This is a genomic window from Paraburkholderia kirstenboschensis, assembly GCF_904848585.1.
In the GTDB taxonomy this organism is placed as follows: Bacteria; Pseudomonadota; Gammaproteobacteria; order Burkholderiales; family Burkholderiaceae; genus Paraburkholderia; species Paraburkholderia kirstenboschensis.
On the sequence record NZ_CAJHCR010000014.1, the window covers coordinates 96,082 to 115,883 of the forward strand.

16 protein-coding genes are annotated in these 19,802 nt (G+C 61.0%); 10 read left to right on the forward strand and 6 right to left on the reverse strand.

Annotation, left to right across the window (positions count from 1 at the left end; all coding sequences use genetic code 11):
- Nucleotides 1–31: 31 nt before the first annotated feature.
- Nucleotides 32–2,314, reverse strand: a complete 2,283-nt coding sequence (locus tag JMY24_RS27950) for an amylo-alpha-1,6-glucosidase (RefSeq protein WP_201703305.1) — start codon at nt 2,312–2,314, stop codon at nt 32–34.
- Between the two features lie 400 nt (nt 2,315–2,714).
- Between JMY24_RS27950 and JMY24_RS27955 the strand changes: the two genes are divergently transcribed.
- On the forward strand, nt 2,715–3,116 hold the full coding sequence (locus JMY24_RS27955) for a hypothetical protein (RefSeq protein ID WP_128597091.1): 402 nt from the start codon (nt 2,715–2,717) through the stop codon (nt 3,114–3,116).
- A 25-nt stretch (nt 3,117–3,141) separates the two neighbouring features.
- On the opposite strand, the gene JMY24_RS27960 is transcribed toward JMY24_RS27955, so the two are convergent.
- The 3 genes from JMY24_RS27960 to JMY24_RS27970 all read right to left on the reverse strand — a co-directional run bounded on the left by JMY24_RS27960 (nt 3,142) and on the right by JMY24_RS27970 (nt 6,134).
- Nucleotides 3,142–3,999, reverse strand: a complete 858-nt coding sequence (locus JMY24_RS27960) for an alpha/beta fold hydrolase (protein ID WP_413231274.1) — start codon at nt 3,997–3,999, stop codon at nt 3,142–3,144.
- 198 nt (nt 4,000–4,197) lie between these two features.
- Nucleotides 4,198–5,250, reverse strand: a complete 1,053-nt coding sequence (gene mreB, locus JMY24_RS27965) for a rod shape-determining protein (RefSeq protein WP_201703306.1) — start codon at nt 5,248–5,250, stop codon at nt 4,198–4,200.
- A gap of 224 nt (nt 5,251–5,474) precedes the next feature.
- On the reverse strand, nt 5,475–6,134 hold the full coding sequence (locus tag JMY24_RS27970) for an alpha/beta hydrolase (RefSeq protein ID WP_128587607.1): 660 nt from the start codon (nt 6,132–6,134) through the stop codon (nt 5,475–5,477).
- Between the two features lie 366 nt (nt 6,135–6,500).
- Here JMY24_RS27970 and JMY24_RS27975 point away from each other — a divergent pair, with 366 nt between their 5' ends.
- Both JMY24_RS27975 and JMY24_RS27980 read left to right on the forward strand, forming a co-directional pair.
- Complete coding sequence (locus tag JMY24_RS27975) at nt 6,501–8,087, forward strand: DHA2 family efflux MFS transporter permease subunit (RefSeq protein ID WP_128597093.1); 1,587 nt, start codon at nt 6,501–6,503, stop codon at nt 8,085–8,087.
- A gap of 105 nt (nt 8,088–8,192) precedes the next feature.
- Nucleotides 8,193–9,107 (forward strand): glutaminase, encoded by a 915-nt coding sequence (locus JMY24_RS27980; RefSeq protein WP_128597094.1) that lies wholly within the window; start codon nt 8,193–8,195, stop codon nt 9,105–9,107.
- A gap of 126 nt (nt 9,108–9,233) precedes the next feature.
- Here the strand turns inward: JMY24_RS27980 and JMY24_RS27985 are convergent, their stop codons facing one another.
- The gene (locus JMY24_RS27985; protein ID WP_128597095.1) at nt 9,234–10,103 is read right to left on the reverse strand and encodes an NmrA family NAD(P)-binding protein; all 870 of its coding nucleotides are present in this window, start codon (nt 10,101–10,103) and stop codon (nt 9,234–9,236) included.
- Nucleotides 10,104–10,387: 284 nt separating this feature from the next.
- On the opposite strand from JMY24_RS27985, the gene glmS reads away from it, so the two are divergent.
- The 7 genes from glmS to JMY24_RS28020 all read left to right on the forward strand — a co-directional run bounded on the left by glmS (nt 10,388) and on the right by JMY24_RS28020 (nt 18,782).
- Nucleotides 10,388–12,217, forward strand: coding sequence for a glutamine--fructose-6-phosphate transaminase (isomerizing) (gene glmS / locus JMY24_RS27990; RefSeq protein ID WP_128597096.1), 1,830 nt, complete (start codon nt 10,388–10,390; stop codon nt 12,215–12,217).
- 133 nt (nt 12,218–12,350) lie between these two features.
- Nucleotides 12,351–13,883 carry a N,N-dimethylformamidase beta subunit family domain-containing protein gene (locus JMY24_RS27995; protein ID WP_128597097.1) on the forward strand — a complete coding sequence of 511 codons (1,533 nt, stop codon included), beginning with the start codon at nt 12,351–12,353 and terminating at the stop codon, nt 13,881–13,883.
- A gap of 474 nt (nt 13,884–14,357) precedes the next feature.
- Nucleotides 14,358–15,098: a helix-turn-helix domain-containing protein gene (locus tag JMY24_RS28000; RefSeq protein ID WP_201703307.1), complete on the forward strand. Its 741-nt coding sequence runs from the start codon at nt 14,358–14,360 to the stop codon at nt 15,096–15,098.
- A 12-nt stretch (nt 15,099–15,110) separates the two neighbouring features.
- Nucleotides 15,111–15,323, forward strand: coding sequence for a hypothetical protein (locus tag JMY24_RS28005; protein WP_128587592.1), 213 nt, complete (start codon nt 15,111–15,113; stop codon nt 15,321–15,323).
- Nucleotides 15,324–15,481: 158 nt separating this feature from the next.
- Entirely contained in the window at nt 15,482–16,435 is a 954-nt protein-coding gene (locus JMY24_RS28010; protein WP_201703328.1) for a GlxA family transcriptional regulator, read from the forward strand.
- Nucleotides 16,436–16,481: 46 nt separating this feature from the next.
- Nucleotides 16,482–17,786, forward strand: a complete 1,305-nt coding sequence (locus tag JMY24_RS28015) for a flippase (protein WP_128597098.1) — start codon at nt 16,482–16,484, stop codon at nt 17,784–17,786.
- Between the two features lie 36 nt (nt 17,787–17,822).
- On the forward strand, nt 17,823–18,782 hold the full coding sequence (locus JMY24_RS28020; protein WP_128597099.1) for a glycosyltransferase family 2 protein: 960 nt from the start codon (nt 17,823–17,825) through the stop codon (nt 18,780–18,782).
- Nucleotides 18,783–18,919: 137 nt separating this feature from the next.
- Here the strand turns inward: JMY24_RS28020 and JMY24_RS28025 are convergent, their stop codons facing one another.
- Nucleotides 18,920–19,771, reverse strand: coding sequence for a LysR family transcriptional regulator (locus JMY24_RS28025; protein ID WP_201703308.1), 852 nt, complete (start codon nt 19,769–19,771; stop codon nt 18,920–18,922).
- Nucleotides 19,772–19,802: the final 31 nt, after the last annotated feature.

A 19,802-nucleotide genomic window follows, 5' to 3' on the forward strand; every position in this document is an offset into this window, starting at 1 on the left:
CCGCGAACGGGCACGAACGGCGCGGGCTACGTCACAGAAGCGCCACGACCCGGACATCGCCCTGTTCGGCGGAGGCCACCACCTTCTCGCCGATGCGGCGGAAGGTGATCGACACCGACGCGTCACCGACCCGCAGATCGCCAACTTCCAGCCAGTCGATGCCTTCAGGCAGCATGGGCTGCTCGATCAGCACTTCGCGGCGTTCGGCGTCGATCGTGATGCCAAGGCACGCCTCCAGCATCATGAACGGCGAACCCGCTGCCCACGCCTGCGGCAGGCAGGCGACCGGATAGGCGGTGGGCGGCTCGCCGCGTCGGCGTGGGAACCCGCAGAACAGCTCGGGCAGGCGCATGTCGAAATTGACCGCCGCCTGGAACAGCGCCTGCAACAGTCGCACCGCCGCTGCCTTGCCGCCGTAATGCGAAAGCCCGCGCGCGCAGATTGCGTTGTCATGCGGCCAGACCGAGCCGTTGTGATACGCCATGGGATTGAAACGCGACTGGCTCGCGGCCAACGTGCGCACGCCCCAGCCCGTGTGAAACAGCGTGGAGTCGAGCGCGCGCACCACCGCTTCGCCACGCTCACGCGAAGGCAAACCGAAAGCCAGCAGGTGGCCCGCATTCGACGCCATCACACGGCACAGCTCGCCGTGACCGTCGAGCGCGATGCCGTAGAAGCCGGACTCTTCCATCCAGTACTTTTCTTCGACGCACTCGCGCAGTCTCTTCGAACGCGCCTTGTATTGCGCGGCTGCGTCGTGCAGGCCGCGCAGTTTTGCATGGTGGGCCATGGTGTCGAACGCGGCGCTCGCATAAGCCTGCACCTCGACGAGCGCGATCGGACCATCCGGGAAGCGGCCGTCGGCATGAAACACGGAATCGTGGCTGTCCTTCCAGCCCTGGTTTGCGAGGCCGCCGTCCGACTCGCGCTGATAGTCGAGCAGCCCATAACGATTCTTGTCGCATACACCCGCGACCCAGCCGGCCGCGCGCTCCAGCGCCGGCCACAGTTCGTCGATCAGCGCAATGTCGCCCGTGCGAGCCGCATAAGCGCCGGCCAGTACGATAAAGAGCGGCGTGGTGTCGACGCCGCCGTAATACAGTGCGAACGGCACTTCGCCGGTGGCCGCCATTTCGCCCTTGCGCATCTCGTGCATGATCTTGCCCGGCGCGGCGTCGCGAAACGGCGAGTTCTCGCGTGCCTGATGCTCGGCAAGAAAACGCAGCACGCCGGCCGCGAGTTGCGGCTGCAACCAGAGCGTCTGCAACGACGTGATCACGGCATCGCGCCCGAACGGCGTGGAGAACCACGGAATGCCCGCATACGGATACGGTCCGGTCGCGAGGTCGGTGGTCAGCAGGCCGAGGTCGGCAAGCGAGCGGTCGATCCACGCGTTGAAAAGCGGATTGCTCGAACGCACGCGCGCGGTCACGCGCCGCCGTTCGCGCATGACGAGGTGCGCATCGACCAGCGCGGCGCGCACCGCGGCACGGCCGACGCGCGGCCGCTCGGTGTCGATCTGCGACATATGCGCTTCGCTCAGCGGATGAGTCGGCGACGACACGCCGGCGCTCGGCGCATCCGGCGTTTGTGCGACCACCTGAACCGCGATCGACAGATAGATCGACACGCACGCCTGGGCCGGCAGTTTGATCGTGTAGTCGGCGCGGTCGGCGAACAGCTTGTCGGGCTGCGGCGCGAAAGCGATCTGCACATTGCGCGCCACGTCGTCGAGGCCGACGTAACCGAGCAACACTTCGTCGTTCTCGACGCGCGGCGCCTCGACGCGCCCCTGGTTCACGCGCTTCAGGCCGCGCACCTCGAACATGTCGCGAAAGTCGCTGCCGAAAGAAATGGACAGCGGAACGATCGCGTCGCTCGCGCCGTAGTTGGTGAGTTCGATAGCTTCGTTGAGCACCGTGCCCGACAGCACGCGCACACGCTCGACGTGGATCACGCCCTCAGGCGTGCTGTCGCCGCCGAGCGGGGGCAACGGACGGTTGGTCAGATGCGCGGTAAACGACGTGTTGTCGCTGCTGACGCTGCCCGACAGCAGCGACGGCGCGCGGCCTCCGAACGTGAGACGCAGTTGCGAGAGCACGCGCGTATCGTTGACGAACAGGCCGTCGTCGTGTCCGGTGATATCGCCGAGAGGATCGTTGACGATGAAGGTGTCGCCCGACTTCAGCACGTGCTGCGTAGCGCTCGCAACGTTGAGGTTTTCCGTCGGGATGAATACGCCGTCTGGCTCGGGTTCGCGGTGATCGATTCCGCCCGAGTGGGACAGGCCGCCGAGGGCTTCAGGCTGCTGCATCAGGGTCGCTCCTATGGTTCGCTGCTGCGTTTCGCTTCACTTGCGGTTGCGGCGGGTGGTGCCCGGTCGCTTCCGATTGTAGAAGGTCTGGTCTCCTCAGACGAACTTCTCGCGGGGGAGTTTCGCTTTTTTTCGATGGCACAGGACGTGCAGAGAACTCCGCGTTCCGGCGCGCGTTGCCCACACGTTGTACCCGCAACCTCGCGCTCGCGTGAGCTTCATGAGTCGCTGCCTTGGGACGCTAACAGCAACAATGTTTTGCTTTGGCCGGGCTGAGTGCGCAGCGGCTCTTCTGCGATACTGAATTCGTGTTCTGCTTGCCCGGCGGACACATCGCTGTCTTGGCCCGCCGCGCTTAGGCGGGCCTTTTTAATCAGCTGGAAGAACAGGAAGAACCCGAATGAACGCCTCTCTTGAAACGCTTTTTCCGGACCACGTCCATAGCGAAGACAGCGCCGTCAGTGCGCTGAACCATCAGGACATCGTCGTCGCGCTGTCGGCGGCTTTGAAGACGCAGGACGTCGCAGTGCTGCACATGCTGTATCCACGCACCGACGCGCGCACGCATCGCAGCCTCGACGCGCTCGTCGACGTATTGCATGGGCACGGCCTGCACGAAGTCGCCGATCTGATCGCGCATGAAGCGCACTACCTGCTGTTCAAAGATCCGGTCAAAGCGTGGAAAGCCTTTCACGAAATCCGCAACGACTCGCTCGCGATCGGCGTGCATCTCTATTATCACGGTCTCGTTGGCGAAGCGGCGGAACGCGCGCTCGACAAGGACGCGCATCGCAAGGCGTAAGCAATCCGTTTGAAAGATCCGCCGGTCATCTGGCGTTCGTCGCGCGAATGAATTCGTCGATGTAACGATTGAAGGCCGATGGATGCGCGAGATTCATGCCGTGCGACGCGCCGCGCACCGTTTCGCGGCGTGCGTCGGGCAACCACGAGTGCAGCGCGGCCGCAGTGCGCCGAAACATCTCCGGACTTTTTTCGCCGTCTATCAGCAGCACGGGGCAACGCACCTCGGCGGCTTCCTGCGGCACGTAGGCCGGCAACGGATCGCGCAGTTGCAGCGGCAGCGTGGCCGCGTTGTCGGTTGCCATGCGTCGAAAAGCCGGCGTGCTCATCGCCCAGAAACCGGGGCGGCTCACCGAATCCACGAACAATTGTAAGCCCGCCTCCACCTCGCCGGATTCGATTAACTGCGCCGCCCGCGCTCGCAACGCATTCACCGTTTCCGGCACGGTTGCGGGCGGGCGTCCGGCTATCTGCAACGGCCCGCCCGGATCGGCGAGGGTCAAGGTGCGTACGTGCTGCGGGTGGCGGCGCGCGGAATGAAACGCAACGCAGCCGCCGCGCGAATGACCGACCACGTGGGCCGCTCCCATGCCGAAACGCTCGATGAACTGCGCGACCTGATCCGCATGCGCGCTCCAGCTGAACGGCGCGCCAGGCTCGGTATCGGTCATCGGCCAATAGTGCGTGAGACTCACCGCTACGCAACGGTAATGCTTCGAAAGGCCGGCGAGTTGCGGCTGCCAGTAACGGTAATCGCACAGGGAGCCGTGCACGAACAGCAGCAATTCGCCCTCGCCAGCCTCGACATAGGGCATGCGCAAACCGCCTTGCAGTTCGATGAAGGAAGCCGAAGCAACGGAGGAAGCCGAAACGGATCGATTCACGGATGGTTCGCGACCGCGCCGCAACGCCGGTCGGATGAATTGAGTAGGCGGATCGAGCGCTTGCAGGAATCTGCAAGCGCAACGCGACATGTATTGTCACATAGCCGCATCATGCGCGTGCCGGTCGATACGTTCGCGGCTGGCGCGCTGCGCGAAACGCCTGCGTTGCGCGAAAGAACGCGGCAGGCTACGGTCAACTCACTCGTAAGCGAACTCTTCCAGCAAGCCGGCGGCGGCTGCCGCGCCCGCGCCGCGCACCGCGCACGTGAGCGGCTCGTCGGCCACGCGCACCTCAAGGCCGATCTCGTTCGAGAGGCGCCGCTCCAGATTCGCGAGCAGCGCACCGCCGCCCGTGAGCACGATGCCGTTGTGCGCGATGTCGGTGGCGAGTTCGGCGGGCGCCATTTCCAGCCCGCGCTTCACGGCGCCGATCACCTGGCGCAGCGGTCCTTCTATCGCGTCGGCAATATCGTGATTGCTCAGTTGCACCGTGCGCGGCAAACCGTCGTCGACGCTGCGCCCGGTCGCGTTCATGTGCTCGGCCGGCACATCGCGCACAGCCGAACCGATGTTCTTCTTCACATGCTCGGCGGTTTGCTCGCCGAGCAGCACGCCATAGAGATTGCGCACGTAACTGATGATCGCCATGTCGAAGGTGTCGCCGCCCACGCGGATCGAGCCGCTATACGCGGTGCCGCCGAGCGTGATCACGCCGACTTCCGTGGTGCCGCCGCCGATATCGACGACCATCGAGCCGGTCGCATCGGACACCGGCAAACCCGCGCCGACAGCCGACGCCAGCGATTCGCCGATCAGACTCACCTTCCATGCGCCGGCCGCGACAGCCGCTTCCTTGATCGCGCGACGTTCGACCTGAGTCGCGCTCGCCGGCACGCACAGCGTGAATGCTGCGCGCCGGCTGAACAATTGCCGCGGACGTGCCATATCGACGAACTGCCGGATCATGTGCTCCGCGGCTGAGAAGTTGGCGATCACGCCATGACGCATGGGCCTTACGGCTTCCAGATTGCGCGGCGCCCGGCCGAGAAGCTGGCGCGCCTCGGCGCCCACCGCCGTGACGCGTTTTGGGCCGGTTGAGTGATCTTTCTCGAAGCAGACAACCGACGGCTGATTCAGCACGATGCCGCCGTCGTCGGTGTAAATGAGGGTATTGGCCGTGCCGAGGTCTACCGTCACGGCCTGGCGGAACAGTCGGTCGAAAAGCGGGTGATGCGGCGTCGGTCTGGCCATAAGAAGGCTCTGTTGTGTCGCTCAGTAGCGTCGCCTGGTGGCGTCGCTCAGTTGCGTCGCTAGTTTGCGTCGTTAGCGCCCATGCACGACAGCGTGAAAAGTGCGCCCCCGGTCACCCCTGCCGTGGGCACTGCGCAGTCCCGCGGCCGGCGTGATTTTCGTGCTATGAGCAGTTAACGGCAAACAGATCGATATCTTTAGGGCCGCTTTTCAAACGAGCCGTATCATTCGCGCGACAAAGCGCCCAGCGTGCGCTCCAACGCCTGCTCGCCGAGCGCGACGCCGTCCGCGCTGATCGTGTGGCCGACGCCCGGCAACGCATAGGCGTCGACGGTGTAGCCGGCCGCGCTGAACGCGTCGGCGGCGTATTCGAGCTCCTGCACTGGGATCACCTCGTCTTCCTCGCCGTGAATCAACGTGAGCGGTGTGCCGTTATTCGCGGTGACGGGCGAAGCGAGCCGCCCCGAGTAGGCGACGACGCATGCGGCGCCCTCCGCGCTCGTTGCCGCATGATGCAGCGCCATGATGGAACCTTGCGAAAAGCCGACGAGCGCAAGCCGTCCGAAAGCAAGCTGCCAATGCGCGAGTTCAGCCTCGAGCATGCGGCGCAGGGCTGCGTAGGCCGTCGCCGCGCGCGCTTCGCGGTTGCCTTCGCTAATGTCACGCAAACTGAACCACTGACGCCCGCCGAAACCGCCATCGAACGGATCGGTGCCGTCGAGCGACGTAAAGGCGACATCGGGCAAACGCTCGCTCCAAATATCTGCGAGCGGCATCAGATCGCGCGCGTTGCTGCCCACGCCGTGCATCAGCACTACCAGTCCCTTGGCAGGCGCAGTCAGTGGCGCGCGCCGCCAGCCGTGTTCGAATTGCTCCCAGGCCATATTGCGTTCCTTTGCTCTCTTTGAATTGCGGTTGATGGCGGCCGCCTGCTACATCGCAAACTGCGGCAAGATGCAGTCCGGTTCGGCCCTAGCCGCGAGCATACGCTGTCGGCTTTGCTCGTGCCGCGTCGGCTTGCGCGCGTCGGCGACGTCGAAAGATGAATACAGGTATCCTTTTGCGAGCATCCAGCGGGCCCGCGTCACTGTGTGTCGTTGGCTGTCGCTGGCTGTCGCCGCATGTCGCATGAGCGGCGCATTGGCGGCGCATTGGCGACACGTTAGCGACACACAATCGACGCATGCCCACGCAGCAGCGCGGGCGTACCGGCGCGCGAGGTCCGTGGCACATCGATCCGGGAGAATGTCTTGAGCCAACCACCGTCCGCAGCGTCTTCTGCGCCTGCGTCCGCTCCACCCGCCCCTCCGCCGCCTCTGCAAGGCGGGCAACTGGTGCTCGCGACCATTGCCGTCGCGCTCGCCACATTCATGAACGTGCTCGACACGTCGATTGCGAACGTCGCCATTCCGACCATTTCGGGCAACCTGGGCGTTTCCGTCGACGAGGGCACCTGGGTCATCACCGTGTTCGCCGCGGCCAATGCCGTTTCGATTCCGCTCACCGGCTGGCTCACGCAGCGCATCGGCCAGGTGAAGCTGTTTGTCGGCGCGATCCTGATGTTCGTGCTCGCCTCGTGGCTGTGCGGCATTGCGCCGACGCTGCCCATACTGCTGCTCGCGCGGGTTTTCCAGGGCGCGGTGGCCGGCCCGCTGATTCCGCTTTCGCAAGCCATTCTGCTCGGCTCGTATCCAAAGGAGAAAGCGTCGACCGCGCTCGCGCTATGGGCGATGACCGCCACCGTCGGTCCGATCGCTGGCCCGGCGCTCGGCGGCTGGATCACCGACAGCTACAGCTGGTCATGGATTTTCTACATCAACATCCCGGTGGGCCTGTTCGCCGCCGGCGTCACGTGGATGATCTATCGCACTCGCGAGTCGCCCACCCGCAAGCCGCCAATCGACGTGGTCGGGCTCGGCCTGCTGATCACGTGGGTGGCTTCGCTGCAGATCATGCTCGACAAGGGCAAGGATCTCGACTGGTTCGCGTCGCCGGTCATCGTGATCCTCGGCATTACCGCGCTTATCAGCTTCGCATTCTTTCTCGTGTGGGAATTGACAGAAGAGAACCCGATCGTCGATTTGCGGCTTTTTCAGCAGCGTAACTTTCTCGGCGGCACGATTGCCATTTCAGTTGCGTATGGCGTCTTTTTCGGCAATCTCGTGTTGTTGCCGCAGTGGATGCAGGAGTACCTGAATTACCGCTCGGTCGACGCGGGTCTCGTCACCGCGCCGCTCGGGATTTTCGCCGTGATTCTCGCGCCGGTAATGGGCCGCGTGCTGCCGCGCTCGGACGCGCGCATCATCGCGACGATGGCTTTCGTCGGCTTCGCGATCGTCTTCTATATGCGCTCGAAGTACGTGATTGAAATCGACACCTGGCACCTCGTGATACCGACGCTATTGCAAGGCATTCCAATGGCGCTCTTCTTCGTGCCGCTGACGTCGATCATTCTCTCCGGCCAGCCGCCCAGCAAGATTCCGGCGGCGGCCGGCCTGTCGAACTTCGCTCGCGTGTTTTGCGGCGCGGTGGGTACTTCGGTTGCGGGCAATGCCTGGAACAACCGCACGGTGCTGCATCATGAAAGGCTCACCGAACGCGCTTCCGTGAACAACCCGGTGTTCAACCAGCAGATCGATTCGACGCAGTCGCTGCTGCATATGAACACGCAATCGGCGCACGCACTATTCGATTTCACTGTGAATACGCAGGCGGCGATGATGGGCCTGAACGACATCTTCTTTGTATCGGCGGTCATCTTCATTCTGATCATTCCGCTGATCTGGATCACTCGACCCGCGAAGGGCGGCAGTCAGGACGCAGCCGGCGCGCATTGACGGCAGCGCGGGCGCCGCTGCGGCTCTCGAAGCTCCGCGCGGCGCCCGCGTCAACACATTGCGGATGCTTGCCAGTAGAATCGCGGCTCCACAGGGTTGAGCCTCATGAACTACGCATCCATCCTCGAACAGATCCATCGCGACTTGCGGCCTTTCCTCGGCACCGGCAAAGTCGCCGATTACATTCCGCAACTTGCGACGGTCCCCGCCGACAGCTTCGGCATGGCGATCGTCACTGCATCCGGCGAAGTATTCACCACCGGCGAAGCGGACACGCGTTTTTCCATTCAAAGCATTTCGAAGCTATTCGCCTGCACAATGGCGTTCCGGCTGCTCGACGACGAGTTGTGGCAGCGTGTCGGTCGCGAACCGTCGGGCAACGCCTTTAATTCACTGGTTCAACTGGAAGCGGAGCACGGCAAGCCACGCAATCCGTTCATCAATGCGGGCGCATTGATCGTCACCGACGTGCTGTGCCGGCGCTTTGTGCAGGCGGAAACCGCGCTCGTCGAATTCATGCGGCGCTTAACAGGCGAAACGAGCATCGACTACGATTTGAGCGTCGCCCAATCGGAGTTGCAGCACGCCCACCGCAATCGCGCGATGGCGCATTTCATGGCGAGCTTCGGCAATATGGAAATGCCGCCGGAGGTCGTGGTCGATGCGTATTGCCGCCAATGCGCGATTTCCATGAGCTGCGTTGAACTCGCGAAAGCGGCACTGTTCCTGACCAATCATGGCGTGGCGCAGTCCACTGACGAGCGCATTCTCGACACCAGTTCCGCGAAACGTCTTTCCGCCCTGATGCTAACGTGCGGCACTTACGACGCAGCCGGCGATTTCGTTTACCGTGTCGGCTTGCCTGCTAAGAGCGGCGTGGGCGGGGGAATCGTCGCGGTGTTGCCCGGAGAAATGGCAGTGTGCGTGTGGTCGCCCGGGCTCGATGCGAATGGCAATTCACTCGCCGGAGTTCTCGCACTCGAATGGTTGACGACCTATACGGGCCAGTCAATTTTCTAATTGAGAATGAGCGGCAGCGCACAGACATTCGTGGTGAATTAACGCATTGCGAATAGCGCGTCACCATCTGGTTTTAAAACATTGCGCAGCGCTATTCGCCGTTTGCGTTTGCATCCTCCTCACCGACTAGCCAGCGCGCTTGACGAGTTCGGACAGCACTGTCTCATAGGCAGTCTCGCCGACCACATGCTCGTTGACGCCCGGTTCGAAATCGATCCAGCCGGAGTTGAAGCCGTCGATCATTTCAATGCGTGGCGCGGGCCACGCCGTGCCTTGCGCCTGAAACAGCGCTTCCCATTGATCGCGCGGCACCGCTTGTGCCTTCACGTCACGCTTTAGCACCCGCCCAAGCAGCGCCGCGATTTCGTGCTGTGTGTAGCGCTGCGGACCCTCGATCTCGATCACGCGCCGCCCTTGCCACGACTGTGCAAGCGTATCTGCGATGACCTGGCCAATATCGGCCGTCGCGACCATCGGATACGCGAGTTCGAGCGGCTGAAGAAAACTCGACATGATGCCGGTGTCGCGCGCCGGCGCGATGTCCCACAACGAGTTTTCCATGAACCAGGCGGGCCGCATAATGGCGGTGGGCAGCGGCAGGTCCGCGAGTGCCTCTTCGAGAATATGTACCTGCGTGATGAGCCCGAGGCCCGACCCACGCTGGCCGCCAACCGAAGACAACGCCGCAACGCGCTCAGGCCGCGCCTGAGTCAGTGCTTCTTTCAGTACCGCGGCTGCGGCGTGTGCGTTTGGATAACCACGCTGCGGCGCGAAGTTCGGCGCAATCATCACGAATACGCCTGCGGTGCCGCGAAAGGCTGCGGCGAGCGCATCGGCGTCTTCAAATGATGCTATCGCCACATCGGCGCCACGCTCCTTCCAATGCGCCGCCTTCTTCTCGTCGCGCAACACAGCGCGCACTTCATGTCCCGCAGCTAACAATGCACGTGCCGCCGCGCCACCAACCTGCCCTGTCACACCGGTAATCGCATACATGTTCGATCGCTCCTTAAATGTAAATGCGGTAGTGCGACGCATTCTCACCGTTTAATACGCATTGCGCGATAGCATCAATATCATTTGCTTAATGACAGAACGGCATGATTATGTTTCAAGGTTGTTGCGCCCGAAAACTGCATGCCTATTTACCGGACAACGGTTCAACGTTTCGCGCCGCGCCCGGCGCGGTTCGTATTGCGGTGTCTATGCTTGGTTGCAATGCAACAGACCTGATACTTCAGTCCGTTGGTGTCCGAACCGCTGCGAATAAGGGGTCTTCCATGTGCGGAATAGTAGGAGCAGTGGATCGGCGCGATGTCACTTCGATGTTGACCGAAGGATTGCGGCGGCTCGAATATCGCGGCTACGACTCGTGTGGCATCGCCGTTCTTCAGCAAGGCGCGCTGCGGAGGGTGCGTAGTGTCGCGCGCGTTGCGAATCTCGCCACCGAAGTTGCGCAAGCAAACTTATCCGGAATGATCGGTATCGCACATACAAGATGGGCCACTCATGGTGCGCCTGTCGCGAGGAATGCACATCCGATCTTCTCAAGCGGCGAAATCGCCATCGTCCATAACGGCATTATCGAAAACCACGAGTCGTTGCGCGAAGAACTGAAAGTACTGGGCTACCTGTTCGAATCCGAAACGGACACGGAAGTCGTCGCTCATCTGATTCATCATGCGTGGCAAAAGGAGGCCTCGGGCGACCTGCTTTCGGCCGTGCGGCATGCCCTTGCACGGCTGCAGGGCGCGTACGCCATTGCGGTATTCGCGAGAGATGACCCGCACCGCGTTATCGGCGCTCGGGCGGGCTCCCCGCTCGTCGTCGGTCTCGGCGACCAGGGCAACTATCTGGCGTCGGACGCAATGGCGCTCGCCGGTACCGTCGAGAAGTTCATTTATCTGGAAGAAGGCGACATGGCGGAATTGACGCTGGACGGCGTGCGAGTCGTCGATCAGCGCGGCAATACCGTCGAGCGCGAAGTCAAGCTCCAACACTCGAACACCCACGCGGTGGAGCTCGGCCCCTACCGGCATTACATGCACAAGGAGATCTTCGAGCAGCCCAGCGTGATTGCCGACGCGATCGAGGCGGTGCATTCGATCTCAGCTGACTTATTCGGACCTGGCGCAAGGCACGCCTTCCGCGAAATCGACTCGCTGCTGATCGTCGCGTGCGGCACGAGTTATTACGCGGGCATGACCGCAAAGTACTGGTTCGAATCGCTTGCCAAAGTACCGACGCAGGTGGAAGTCGCCAGCGAATACCGGTATCGCAGCAGTGTCGCCAATCCTCATACGCTAGTGGTGGTCGTGTCGCAGTCGGGCGAGACGGCCGACACCCTCGCGGCTCTGAAACATGCTCAATCGCAGGGTCACCGGCACACGCTGGCTATCTGCAACGTCGCAAGCAGCACGATGATGCGCCAGGCGCAATTCCAGCATCTGACGAGTGCGGGACCGGAAATCGGCGTTGCGTCGACGAAAGCCTTTACGACACAGCTCGTCGCATTGTTCCTGCTGGCGCTTACGCTCAGCAAGCAGCGCGGGCGCCTTCCGGCGGCGCAGGAGGCCGAGTATCTGGACCAACTGCATCACTTGCCGGCACGCCTGAACAGCGTACTCGCGCTGGAAGCGCAAATCATTGCCTGGGCTGAAGCGTTCGCGCGCACCGAGCATGCCCTCTTTCTCGGGCGCGGCCTGCATTATCCGATTGCTCTGGAAGGCGCATTGAAGCTGAAGGAAATCTCATACGTACACGCCGAAGCCTATCCGGCCGGCGAATTGAAGCACGGACCGCTCGCGCTGGTGACGAGCCAGATGCCCGTTGTGGCGATCGCCCCTAACGACGCACTACTCGACAAGCTGAAATCGAACATACAGGAAGTGCGGGCGCGCAGCGGCCAATTGTATGTATTCGCAGACGAAGATTCGCGCATTGCGAGCGACGATGGCCTTCGGGTAATCCGCATGCCAAAGCACTACGGCTGTTTGTCGCCGATTCTCCACGTGGTGCCGATGCAGCTGCTTGCGTACCACACGGCCTGCGCGCGCGGCACCGATGTCGACAAGCCGCGCAATCTGGCGAAGTCAGTCACTGTCGAATGAGGCGTAGCGCACAGATGCACCGACAGTTTGTGTGTACAAGCAAACGGATGCATGACAACGATCGTGCGTCGCAAATGCAATTGGGAATTGATTAAGCCAGCCACAACCGGCTTGATAGCGCGAGGAAGCGAGCATGCAGATTTATCCGATCAATCCGAGCTTCACTGCTGGAACGTGCTTCGAACTTGCCGTGCAGCCGAACACGCGCTTTAGCGTCGCCATCTATCAGCAACAGGACGACGACTCGCTCACGAGTCTGTGTGGCGTGGTCGTCGCAGGCAAGAACGGTGTGACGGCAACGTTGAAGGACGGCAAGTACTTATTCGAGTCCGCGGGCAATAACGTGCGGATGCGCTTCGACGAGGACTGGAACTGGCCGACAATCACAATCCGGCCGAACATGACCGACTTGCAGACCGGCGCATATGTGGCGATCGCCTATGAAGTCGACGCCGACGGCAAGCCGGCTCACGAGCTCGGCCAGGCGTGCGCCGCGCACCGGCCGATATTCGCAGCCCGCCCCGACAGCGACAGCATGGCGCTTGTGATCGCCCGTCCGCGCACTCCGACGGCGGCACTTGCGTATATCGTTCCGACGGCCACTTATCACGCTTATAACTCGACGGGCGGCGCCAGCTTCTATGACGATCGCGTCCACCGCTATCGGGCTGCGAACAAAGTCAGCCTGCGCCGCCCCGGCGGCGGGCTAGGTGCACGCCTGGGCGAACCGGTCGATCCGTACGACACGCGCTCGACCCGTCAACAGTTCGCACATTGGGACGCCAAGTTCATCCGATGGCTGCGCAAGGAAGGCATTGCTTGCGACTTCTACACGGATCTCGACCTGCACAGTGCGACAGCCCTCGACCTGACACACTACCGCTGCATGCTGAGCGTGGGTCATCACGAGTACTGGAGCGAAGAAATGCGCGCACACGTCGCGTATTTCGTCACGCAGGGCGGAAACGTCGCTGTTTTCAGTGGCAATACGTGTTACCGACCAGTGCGGTTCATCGGCTCGGAGCCGGGTCAGCTCACCGAGATGCGCAAGCTCTCGGACAACTGGGACGTGCTCAAAGAGCGGATCGACCTCGATCCGCGAGTAAGCGGCAATGAAAGCAATCTGATAGGACTGACTTATAAGCACGGAGGCGGCCACTGGGGCACGTGGTCGCGCTGGCGTCGCCGATGGGTCAAATGCGAGCGTCGGGCAGTCGGCTTTACCGTCAAGCGGCCAGAACATTGGGTATTCGCCGGTACTCAGTTGCAAAAGGACGAGACGTTTGGTGCGGAAGATCGGCTCGTCGGATATGAAGTCGACGGCATGCCGCCCGAATGGACCGATGATGCGTTCGAAACGCTAGCGGTTACAGATCGGCTCGTTGGCTGGGAGATGGGCGGAGCGGGCGCGATCGGTATATTCCGTCCGCTGCTTCGTGACGGCCGCCGCAGCGAAGGAGAAGTCTTTAACGTAGGCACGACCGACTGGGCCCGCGCGCTAATGGATAGCGCGGCGAAGAGCAATGGTGTAGTCCAGCAGATCACCCGCAACGTGATCCGGAAATACGCAGGACTCGAAGCATCAAACGCGTTGCAGCGGCACTCTTCGCTGAACGAGACGCCCAGCTCCACAAAGGAGGCGGCATTGCACACCGACGCCGGTTGAGCGGTACCGTGTGCGGAATGAAAGTACTGACCGATACACACCCGATGTTGTCGGACGGTGACACGATCGGGTAATACCTGGCTTACTCATGCAGGGTGGCAACTTATTTCGTTTTCCTACTCATATTTCTTTAAGATTTATTGATGAGGCGGTCTTCTCCCCGCTTTTGCAGAGAATTTAGGGGCTTTTTCAGGGTAATCAAGTTGAACTTTCAACGCCTCGGCGTTCGCTCTCCCGCACTGAGCGGCACGCTATAACGCACGTCTGCGTTGTCAGCCAAGGTTGGCTGTTTGAGGCTGAATTTAGGTGAGCACGCAACCAGCCATACAGCGTATCCTTTCAATCAACTCCAACGAAGAAAGATTGCGTAAGCATCGTCCTCGACGCTTCTTCGCCCACGTCCCTATAAAGCACTGTCATACCTGACCGGCATTCAATCAATAAATCGTTAGACCTTGAACATCAGGAGACAGCATGAATAAAGTCGGCCCCGCTAGTTGCCTCCTACCAATGGATAATGCGGCGCAAGTGCTTCGTCTAATTAATACGAATGCACATATAGATATCGTTTCCAGCCGTGATCTTGAAGCCGGCTTTGACGAAACGAATCTCGAAAGAGTCGCTACCGGAAGTACTGCGCCTATTCGCCGTCGCGTACATGGCGGCACCGATCAGCTGCAGATGCTTATTGCGCCGGATACGGATGCAACGCTTGCATCTATCGTGAGGTCCAGTCTGGATTGTCAAGACTTAATTGCGCCGGTATGGATCCTTGACCACACAGATCATGGCGCAGTGATTGCCCGACCTGCGGAAATACGCATCAGCTTTTTTCCGTACGTAAGTCCCCGAAGTTCTGCGCAGTCGGGAAAGCCGAAAAGGGAAGACGAGAAGATCCACGCTTCCGCGCAATGGCTCACCGAAAACTGCGAGCACGACATCTCGATCGCTGAGGTCGCTCAAGCCGCTGCTATGAGCGAGCGGACTTTTCTGCGCAGATTCCGGCACCAGATAGGCACGACACCCTCCGAGTATTTGCTGAGGGCTCGCCTCGAGCGCTCGTGCCGGCTGCTGGCCGAGTGCGACCTGCCCGTCGACAAGATTGCTCGCCGCAGCGGCATGGGCAACGGATCGCAACTCGCGAAGCTATTTCGCAAACGTTTCAAGGTCTCACCAACGGAATTCCGCCGCCGCGCACGCACAGGTTCCGCCTGAGCGGGAGCGACCATGCAAGAAGGCGGTCCGCATGGCAATTGGCGTGACCTGCCGTTGGCATCGCGTGCCGAAAGGTTCGCGTTCACGTCGATATTGATTGGGTTTGCAACTGTTTATGTTTTGGCTGTGATCGTCGTTTTCGTCGCCGTGGCGATCGTATTGATTCCGCTGCGGATCGTCTCGACGATTGCAGCAGCTGTCAGGGCCGCAATGCGGCGTGAATGACGGCGTTTGAGAGGGCCGCGTATTGGCGATACGCGACAAGCAATTGGCGGCTGTACCGCCGATCAAGCGGAAGTTTGCCCAATCCGCTGTTACTACAATGCAGCTATCGCCCGACCGGCTATGTGCATTTGATAAATACATTGGGAGCCCTAATCGTGATGGATCTTGTTGAATTCTCAAGTCTGCGCGTCAATGAGAAACTCGACTACTCACAACCGTCGAAACACATTGGCCTTCTGGTGTCCCAGAACTTCTTCACGGCGACCGCGGGCGCCATTGGGGACGCTTTCCGCCTGGCTAACGCGGCAGAACTCGCCCGGGGCAAACAGGCGCCCTACCGTCTGACCGTATTGTCGGACCAGGGGGGCCTCGTCACCAGCTCCTGCGGCATCTCGATTGGCACGGAACAACTTAACCATTACAGCATCAGCGACTTTCATGCGTTCTTCGTGGCGTGCCGCGACACGACGGTGACAACGGAGCCGACCGATCGCCTTCATTCGTGGATTACCCGTCAGGGGGCCATTGCATCGCTTCGCATCACGCAGGGCTCCAAGCTCGCGGTGGTTTATAAAAACGCCTCGCGGCTGGCAGTACCCGTCGTTCTGTTCGACGATGAGGTTGCGGGCCCTCGCGCGAGCGGCGCGACACCGGCTGAATTGGCCGTCGCCCAGATAGAGCGCGATCTCGGTCCGCAGACTGCGCGCAAGGTCGCCATCGACCTGCAGACGAATGTGGTCAAGCCCACGAGGCCCCGCGAAGGCGACGCGAAATCGCTCACAACAACGAGCAAGGTTCGAGAGTCAGCGCGCTGGATAAAAGAAAACTACAGCAAGCCGATTTCCGTTGCACAGGCAGCGGATTCCGCGGCAATGAGCAAGCGCAATTTCCGGCGTCGTTTCAAGCAGGAGTTCGGCATGACGCCGTTGGAGTACCTGCTGCGCACGCGGTTTGAAGTTGTCCGCACAATGCTGAGTTCCACCAACATTCCTATCGGAAAGATTGCACGGCGGTGCGGAATGGGCGACGGCAACCGCCTGGGCCGTCTTTTCAAGGAAAGGTATGGCATGTCGCCCACCGAATTCCGCGCGCAGCGGCACCTGATCCTGTAGAGCGGTTCACGCATGAGGAAAGCCACATCGCATCAGACCAATTTTTATGACTACTCCGATTCGTAAGACGCTGCTTTATCTCATTCTTATCCAGGGCGGCAACTATATCGTACCGTTGCTGATGTTGCCGTACCTGGGCCATGTACTCGGTGCAAGAGAGTTTGGTGTACTGGCCTATTGTCAGGCGGTTGCGCAATACATGGTCTTATTGACCGACTACGGCTTCAACTTCACGGCAACGAGGCTCGTCTCTGTCAGCCGCGGCGACCCTCATGGACTGGCCGAGGTCTACACGAGTACGTCGGCTGCGCGGCTCGTGCTGGTGGTGGGAGCACTTCTGCTGATCGTTGCAGGTGTGTTGTTCGTGCCAGACCTGCGAGAGCATGCGGACGTGCTGGCCGCGCTGTTTCTCGGCATCGTCGCCAACGCCGTCACGCCGATATGGCTGTTTCAAGGCCTCGAACGCATGCGCGCGTTAGTCTTGCCGACGTTTCTTTCACGGCTCGTCGGCCTCGCTTTCGTGTATCTCGCCGTAAGAGGTCCTGGCGACGCGGCGCTCGCAGCACTCGGCGTGAGTCTCGGCAATGTGCTGCTCGCGATTTGTGCGCTGTGGATTCTCCATCGCAATCGACTGGTGAAACTCGTCGGTACCTCCACGAGAAAGATTGTCGAGGCGTTGAAGGACGGGTTTCCACTGTTTCTCTCTTTTGTATTGATCAGCTTTTATGTGAACTTCAATTCCATCCTGCTGAATTACTTTCACGGACCGGAAGTAGTAGGCCAGTTCGCAATGGCGGACAAGATCCGCGTGGCGGCGCAAGCCATGTTCATGGTGATCAGCCAGGCGTTCTATCCGCGCATCAGCCAGTACCATGCGTCCGATCCGCAAGCCGCGCAGCGTCTGATGCGTATGGCAATGATTGCCGTGTTCTCGACCTCGATCAGCCTCTTTATCGGTATCGAGTTGCTCGCGGCGTGGGGCATCGAAACGTGGATTGGACCGCAGTTTCACGCGTCGATTCCTCTGCTGAGACTCGAGGCCGTGTTGCCGCCGATCATCAGCGTGGCAGTCGTATTCGGTGATCTGGGACTGCTCGCGCAAGGACGGGCGCGTTCACTTACCAATGTGTTTGTCGGCGCAACGGTTCTGCATCTTCTCTATGTCGTCCCGCTCACCCGCTACGGCGGCGCCAAGGGGACGATCGTGGCCGTGATCCTGACCGAAGTGGTCGGTGCGGTGGCCTTCGTGTGGCTGTACTTTCGCGGCGCCGCTCCCGCTTCGCGGGGTGCGGGTCTCTTACCGGTGGCGTCGCCAGCAGGCCAGGAGCCACGCGGCGCGGATGCAGGTTGAGTGCGGTTCTGGTTCATCAAACAGTCAAGGTGCCCTATGTCAGCTTTTTCCATCATCGTGCCGGCTTACAACGTGCAGAACTATCTCGACGATGCGCTCGCAAGCATCGCCGGCCAGTCCTTCACGGATTTCGAAACGATCATCGTGGATGACGGCTCCACGGATGGCACCGCCGCGATTGCGCAACGCTATTGCGATAGCGACCCGCGTTTCACCTATGTCTATCAGCCCAACCGCGGGCAATCCGCGGCGCGCAATCTGGGCACCTCGCTCGCGACCGGCACCTATGTGTACTACATGGACAGCGACGACATTATCGACACTGACACGTTGAGCGTGTGCTATCGGGAGTTCAGCAAACCCGGGATCGACGCCGTCATGTTCGAGGCTGCTGTGTTCCCGAACGACGCGCCCATGTACAAGCAGGAAGTGAATGGTTACCGGCGGCCGCTGGGAACCGCGACGTTGTGGTCGGAAGAGTTCGTCGTCGAGTCGTTGCGGCAAGGACGGTATTTCGTATCGCCATGCTGCTTCATTGCGCGGCGTTCGGCGATCGGAAATCTGCGCTTCCTGGAAGGCATCGTGTACGAAGACAATCACTTTTTCGCCGCGTTGCTGCTGCAGCAAAGGCTCAAGCTGGCCGTGCTGAACCAGGCGTTATTCAAAAGACGCCTGCGAATGGATTCGACGATGTTCACGACGAAAACGCTGCACCATTACAACAGCATGTACCGGTTGCTTCACGAGATGTCGGAACTGTCGTTCATTGCGCTCGATCCGCCGGCGCGTGCGAGGATCAAGCAGGAGATCATCGGCAAGACGCTGGGCGACCTGCATTTTGCAAGCGCGCTGGTCGGCCCCGATCTCAAGCTGCGAAGCATGAACGTCGCCGCGACGTGGTACGTCGCCACGCATATCTCGCCGCGTCTCTTTTCCGGGAAGCGTCTGTTGCTTGCGCTCGTGCCGGAGCTATATCGGCTGAAGCCGGAACTTTGATCGCTCGTGGATATGCGAGCGCCGCATTGCCATTACGGCGCATAACCAGGTGCGCCGTAAACTTTTTGATGCCTGTTGTTGGCGATGCGCGGACCGAGAAGCCCTGAAAGAAGTCGTGTCAACTCCGTGTGCCATCGTTAAAGTCTGAATCGTTGCCGTAGCGTCGCTGCGAGTAGTTCCATTGCGTCCGTCGTGCGGTCCCTATCGCCGCGCATCAAAACCACATCATGGTCTTCAATGTGCGGCAGGCCGTCGAGCACCCGCATATCGCCGCTGACCCGTGCACGATCGAGAAGCGTCACGGCCAGACCGGATTCGACACACGCCTTGATCACCTGTGTCGATCCGCTGTCCAGGATCACCCGCCATTTCCGTCCCGCTGACTGCAGTGCGCTCGTCATGGCTGCACGGTAAGGACATGGCTCGGCATAAAGCGCCAAAGGGAGCGGACGGGTGTCATCGATCACAAAGCTGGGGCTGCCGACCCAAACCGGCGTTGTCACGGTCAGTACATCCGCAGACCTGCTTTCCTTTGCTGGCTGAACGACTATCGCCAGATCGAGCTTGCCGCGACCGAGCTGGTCGCGAAGTTTGAAGCTTGGCGCCGTCTTTACTTCGAGAACTACGTTGGGCCAACTGGTTGCGAAGCCCGGCAAGATGTCGCGGATCACATGCGCAGCGTATTCATCCGGTATGCCGAATATGACCCGACCGGCCAGTCTCTTTCCCTTGATTTCTTCTACAACGCGATCGTGCGCCGCAAGCACCTCGCCCGTACTGGACAGAAGCCGCTTGCCGAGTGCCGTCAACGTGACCGACTGATTGTCCCGCTCGAGGAGCCTGCCGCCCGCGATAGCCTCGAGGCGCTGGATGTGAATGCTCACCGCCGCGGGGCTCCTGTTGACCAGCTCGGCCGCCGCGCGGAAGCGTCCTAGCCGCGCGACAGCGTGAAAGGTCCGCAGCAGATCAATGTCGAGAACGGTGCTCATGGTTTAATGTCGTTAAATGACTACGTCAGTA

Coding starts and splice junctions, on each gene's coding strand:
- JMY24_RS28005 (WP_128587592.1), top strand. CDS start 15,111: ATGCAAGAAGGCGGTCCGCATGGCAATTGGCGTGACCTGCCGTTGGCA.
- JMY24_RS27955 (WP_128597091.1), top strand. CDS start 2,715: ATGAACGCCTCTCTTGAAACGCTTTTTCCGGACCACGTCCATAGCGAA.
- JMY24_RS27985 (WP_128597095.1), bottom strand. CDS start 10,103: ATGTATGCGATTACCGGTGTGACAGGGCAGGTTGGTGGCGCGGCGGCA.
- JMY24_RS27980 (WP_128597094.1), top strand. CDS start 8,193: ATGAACTACGCATCCATCCTCGAACAGATCCATCGCGACTTGCGGCCT.
- JMY24_RS28025 (WP_201703308.1), bottom strand. CDS start 19,771: ATGAGCACCGTTCTCGACATTGATCTGCTGCGGACCTTTCACGCTGTC.
- JMY24_RS27995 (WP_128597097.1), top strand. CDS start 12,351: ATGCAGATTTATCCGATCAATCCGAGCTTCACTGCTGGAACGTGCTTC.
- JMY24_RS27950 (WP_201703305.1), bottom strand. CDS start 2,314: ATGCAGCAGCCTGAAGCCCTCGGCGGCCTGTCCCACTCGGGCGGAATC.
- glmS (WP_128597096.1), top strand. CDS start 10,388: ATGTGCGGAATAGTAGGAGCAGTGGATCGGCGCGATGTCACTTCGATG.
- mreB (WP_201703306.1), bottom strand. CDS start 5,250: ATGGCCAGACCGACGCCGCATCACCCGCTTTTCGACCGACTGTTCCGC.
- JMY24_RS28020 (WP_128597099.1), top strand. CDS start 17,823: ATGTCAGCTTTTTCCATCATCGTGCCGGCTTACAACGTGCAGAACTAT.
- JMY24_RS28010 (WP_201703328.1), top strand. CDS start 15,482: ATGGATCTTGTTGAATTCTCAAGTCTGCGCGTCAATGAGAAACTCGAC.
- JMY24_RS28000 (WP_201703307.1), top strand. CDS start 14,358: ATGAATAAAGTCGGCCCCGCTAGTTGCCTCCTACCAATGGATAATGCG.
- JMY24_RS27970 (WP_128587607.1), bottom strand. CDS start 6,134: ATGGCCTGGGAGCAATTCGAACACGGCTGGCGGCGCGCGCCACTGACT.
- JMY24_RS28015 (WP_128597098.1), top strand. CDS start 16,482: ATGACTACTCCGATTCGTAAGACGCTGCTTTATCTCATTCTTATCCAG.